This window comes from Bifidobacterium sp. B4081 (assembly GCF_026537335.1).
Taxonomy (GTDB): Bacteria; Actinomycetota; Actinomycetes; order Actinomycetales; family Bifidobacteriaceae; genus Bombiscardovia.
In genome coordinates this window covers 1748-5597 of record NZ_JAFNMM010000008.1, presented here as the reverse complement: position 1 = coordinate 5597, position 3850 = coordinate 1748, and the positions used below count along the sequence as shown (strand labels likewise).

Annotated in this window: 3 rRNA genes (1 of these 3 only partly in view); all 3 read right to left on the bottom strand. The window is 61.6% G+C overall.

Annotated features, from left to right (window positions below):
- Window positions 1–117 (bottom strand): 5S ribosomal RNA (gene rrf / locus J3T92_RS09395).
- Window positions 118–287: 170 nt separating this feature from the next.
- A 23S ribosomal RNA gene (locus J3T92_RS09390) occupies window positions 288–3357 on the bottom strand.
- 402 nt (window positions 3358–3759) lie between these two features.
- Window positions 3760–3850: ribosomal RNA gene (locus J3T92_RS09385) — 16S ribosomal RNA — on the bottom strand (it continues 1541 nt past the right edge of the window).
- The 16S, 23S and 5S rRNA genes sit together here, the layout of an rRNA operon.

The following is a 3850-nucleotide window of genomic DNA, read 5'->3' as shown; positions in this document are numbered from 1 at the left end:
TGGCGGCGGTGTGCTACTCTCCCACACTCTTCCGGGTGCAGTACCATTGCCGTGCTGGGTCTTAGCTTCCGGGTTCGGAATGGGACCGGGCGTCTCCCCCAGGCCATGACCGCCGCGAGTCTTCTGTTCTGCCGTTCCCTGTTTGAAGGGGAGCGGGGTTTCCTGGCGGTTTGGGGACCGGATGGCGGACGCGTGTTTCGTGTTCGATCGCCTGTGGCTGTCCGTGCTATTGCCGCAGGCCGTGTACGCAGTAGGGTTGATGCCGCCGCCCTTCCATGAGGGCGGGTGTTGTGTTGTCTTCGACCATTAGTGCCGGTCGGCTGCGCCCCTTGCGGGGTGTCCACGTCCGGTCTATCGACCATGTGTTCTGCATGGGGTCTACAGAAGCCCGAAGGCTTCATGGAATCCTTATCTTGGAGGGGGCTTCCCGCTTAGATGCTTTCAGCGGTTATCCCATCCGAACGTAGCCAACCGGCCGTGCCGCTGGCGCGACAACCGGCATACCAGAGGTTCGTCCACCCAGGTCCTCTCGTACTATGGGCAGGGCTCCTCAAGATTCCAACGAGCGCAGAGGATAGAGACCAAACTGTCTCACGACGTTCTGAACCCAGCTCGCGTGCCGCTTTAATCGGCGAACGGCCGAACCCTTGGGACCTGCTCCAGCCCCAGGATGCGACGAGCCGACATCGAGGTGCCAAACCATCCCGTCGATATGGACTCTTGGGGATGATCAGCCTGTTATCCCCGGGGTACCTTTTATCCGTTGAGCGATGCCGCGTCCGTACGCCGGCACCGGATCACTATCTCCGACTTTCGTCCCTGCTCGACCCGTCGGTCTCGCAGTCAAGCTCCCTTGTGCGATTGCACTCAACACCCGATTGCCAACCGGGCTGAGGGAACCCTTGGGCGCCTCCGTTACTCTTTGGGAGGCAACCGCCCCAGTTAAACTACCCGCCAGGCACTGTCCCTGGCCGGGATGACCGGCCGAGGTTAGAGGCCAGATGAGGACAGAGCGGTATTTCACATTCCGGCTCCACGGATGCTGGCGCACCCGCTTCGAAGCCTCCCGCCTATGCTACACAGTCCGCACCTAACGCCAATACCAAGGTATAGTAAAGGTCCCGGGGTCTTTTCGTCCTTCTGCGCTTAACGAGCATCTTTACTCGTACTGCAATTTCGCCGAGCTCCTGGTCGAGACAGTGGGGAAGTCGTTACGCCATTCGTGCAGGTCGGAACTTACCCGACAAGGAATTTCGCTACCTTAGGATGGTTATAGTTACCACCGCCGTTTACCGGGGCTTGAATTCACCGCTGCCCCCTCCGAAGAGGGATGACGGATCCTCTTAACCTTCCGGCACCGGGCAGGCGTCAGTGCATATACAGCGACTTACGTCTTCGCATGCACCTGTGTTTTTGGTAAACAGTCGCTACCCCCTGGTCTGTGCCGCCCCCACCGGCTCCGCGCGCGAAGCGCCTCACCGGCAGGGGCCTCCCTTATACCGAAGGCACGGGAGTGATTTGCCGAGTTCCTTGACCAGGATTCGCTCGATCGCTTTGGTATACTCTACCTGACCACCAGTGTCGGTTTAGGGTACGGGCGGCGCCACTCCTCACGCCGAAGCTTTTCTCGACGGAACGGCACACCGGATTCGGGGCACAAGACCCCCCATCATCACACCTCGCGCTCATGCCGGGCGGATTTGCCTGCCCGACGCGCCGCATGCTTGACCACGGATAACCACCACCGCGGCCCGGCTCCCGTTCCGTGTCACTCCTGCGCTACCCGCCACGCATCCACACGCCGGTCCCGCATCATCGGACGGTCCGAAGACCGCCACCCGACACAAGTAAGGGCATGCTTCCACGTCTTGGATTGGACGGCTTGACGCCGGTAGGAGAATATCGACTCCTTCATCCATTCGACTACGCCTGTCGGCCTCGCCTTAGGACCCGACTCACCCGGGGACGACGAACGTGGCCCCGGAACCCTTGGTCATCCAGCGGGCGGGATTCTCACCCGCCTCTCGCTACTCATGTCTGCATTCTCACTTCCACGCGGTCCACGGCCGGCTCACGCCGCCGCTTCGCCCCACGCGGAACGCTCTCCTACCCAGCACAGCAAACTGCGCTGCCGCGTCTTCGGTGGCGTGCTTGAGCCCCGCTACATTATCGGCGCGGAACCACTAGACCAGTGAGCTGTTACGCACTCTTTCAAGGATGGCTGCTTCTGAGCCAACCTCCTGGCTGTCTATGCGACTCCACATCCTTTCCCACTTAGCACGCGCTTAGGGACCTTAGACGACGATCTGGGCTGTCTCCCTCTCGACGACGGAGCTTATCCCCCGCCGACTCACTGCCGCGATACACCTCGCACGTATTCGGAGTTTGGCTGCTGTCGGTACCCGATACGGGCCCTCAAGCATCCAGTAGCTCTACCCCATGGAGGCACTCACGCGACGCTGCACCGAAATGCATTTCGGAGAGAACCAGCTATCACGGAATTTGATTGGCCTTTCACCCCTAGCCCCAGGTCATCGGCCCGGTTTTCAACCCAGGTCCGTTCGGTCCTCCACGCGGTCTTACCCGCGCTTCAACCTGCCCAGGGCTAGATCATCCCGCTTCGGGTCCAGGACACGCGACTGGAACGCCCTTATCGGACTCGCTTTCGCTACGGCTGCCCCACACGGGTTAGCCTCGCCACGCACCACTGACTCGCAGACTCATTTTTCGATAGGCACGCCGTCACCCCGAAAGGCTCCGACGGATTGTAGGCACACGGTTTCAGAAACTCTTTCACTCCCCTCCCGGGGTGCTTTTCACCTTTCCCTCACGGTACTCGTACGCTATCGGTCAGACAGGAATATTCAGGCTTACCCCACGGTCGGGGCGGATTCACACGGGATTCCACGAGTCCCGCGCTACTTGGGAACAAGAACCGGCAGGCGGCGCGCCTTCGGCTACGGGGCCATCACCCTCTACGGCCGGGAATTCAATCCCGTTCGCCTCACACGCCGCTTTATCACTGCCGCCGGGCCCGTCGGAGCCCGGACGCCAAGTCCCACAACACCCATGCCGCAACCCCCGACGGGTCTTGCACGGCACCGGTTTGGCCATCATCCGCTTTCGCTCGCCACTACTCACGGAATATCCTTTCCTGCAGGTACTGAGATGTTTCACTTCCCTGCGTACCCCCCGCACGAATGCGGTGCCGGCCCATCACGGCCGGCGGGTTACCCCATTCGGACACCCTCGGATCAAAGCCCTGTCGGCGGCTCCCCGAGGCCTATCGCGGCCCCACGCGTCCTTCATCGGTCCTGTCTGCCAAGGCATCCACCATGCGCCCTTGCCGACAACACGACCACAGGCCATGCCACGACAACAACAACTGCGAACTGCCAGACGACAAATCATCACACTAAACGATCACAAAACGATCGACCCGAACCCACCAAGTGGGCCCGGACGAAACAATACAGCAGACAGCCAGCCGGAAAGCCGGCCATCCGCTCGCGTCCACTATCCAGTTCTCAAACCACCAGCGCACCGACGACACCCGACACGGGGCAACACCCCACACGGGAACCGACGGGCGGCGGGAACACCACCCACAAGGGTGGCGGTCCGGGAACCCAACAGCGCATCCATGCCACAGCCCTCCGACCGTTCCACGCCAGCACGCCCACGCCAGCCGGCCGACCGGCCGGCCCGCAGGCACGACCCCCACGCAGACCACGCAGAGGAATTTCATAATCTCCGTAGAAAGGAGGTGATCCAGCCGCACCTTCCGGTACGGCTACCTTGTTACGACTTAGTCCCAATCGCGGACCTCACCTTAGACGGCTCCCCCCCC